The 1,052-nt window shown below is 32.7% G+C and carries 2 protein-coding genes; both read left to right on the top strand.

The genetic code is table 11. From position 1 onward, the window contains the following. On the top strand, positions 1 to 386 hold a 386-nt coding region (locus NE054_RS08385; protein WP_297890539.1), incomplete at its 5' end, for a 5-formyltetrahydrofolate cyclo-ligase. After that, a partial coding sequence (locus NE054_RS08380; RefSeq protein WP_297890537.1) for an Rnase Y domain-containing protein occupies positions 383 to 1,052 on the top strand: 670 nt, incomplete at its 3' end. The genes NE054_RS08385 and NE054_RS08380, both read left to right, overlap by 4 nt.

Here is a 1,052-nt window from a genome sequence, read left to right as displayed (position 1 = left end):
CTTCATCAGACAAACTTTTATCCGGATTTAAAAACTCAACCGATACTGCCACACTTTTTTTATCGTCTGAGATAAAGGATTTAGATAGTTTGGTTATAGGTTATGCAGGGATAAGGGAGCCTGTAGGACATGAAGTTCAACCGGAAAAAGTTGATTTAATAGTTGTTCCGGCTGTTGTTTACGATAAAGAAGGACATAGGATAGGTTATGGAAAAGGTTATTACGATAGGTTTTTACCAAAGTTGAGATACGATTGTTTAAAAGTGGGTTTTGCATATGATTTTCAAGTTGTAGAAAAAATACCTCATCAACCTCACGACTTTAAGGTTGATGTTGTAATAACACCAACAAAAATTTTAAAAACAAAGAAGGAGGAAGTAAAATGAACGAAATTGTAGCTGGATTAATATCTGCAATAGTAGCCGGTGGAGCCGGATTTACTGCATGTAAAGTTATAGTAGGACAAAAACTAAAAGAAAAAGAGCAAGAGTATAATGCAGTACTTTCAAGAAAAGAAGAAATAGAAAATTTAGCTAAACAAGAAGCTGAGAGGATTAAGAAAGAAGCTGAAAAAGAAGCTGAGAGAATCATTAAAGATGTGGAAAGAGAGGCAAAGATAAAAGCATCCGAAATAGAAAAGGAAGCTCTTAAGCTAAAAGAACAACAAGAGTTTATTATAGAAAAAGAACTACTGAAAAGAAAACAAGAACTTGAAAACGAGTTAAAACAAAAGAGGGAAGAACTTCAAAATCTTGAAAAACAACTTCTTATGAAAGAATCACAACTTGAAAAAAGACTTGCAAGATTGGAACACAGAGAAGAAGAGATAGAGAAAAAAGCAGCTGAAATCTCTAAATTGGAAGCTGAGATAAAAGCATTAGAAAAAGAACTTAAAGAAAGAGAGGAAAAGATAAAATCAGCAGAAGAACAGTATATCCTTGAACTTCAAAGAATTGCAAGTATGACCAAAGAAGAAGCAAAAGGAATAATAACAAAAGAAGATATAACTCCTTACGGTAATATCATTACACCTAAATACATAGATTGGTCTT

Origin of the sequence: Sulfurihydrogenibium sp. (genome assembly GCF_027448985.1) — a bacterium.
Lineage (GTDB): Bacteria > Aquificota > Aquificia > Aquificales > Hydrogenothermaceae > Sulfurihydrogenibium.
Note: the sequence above shows the minus strand (reverse complement) of the source record. Positions and strands in the feature narration are given on the sequence as shown.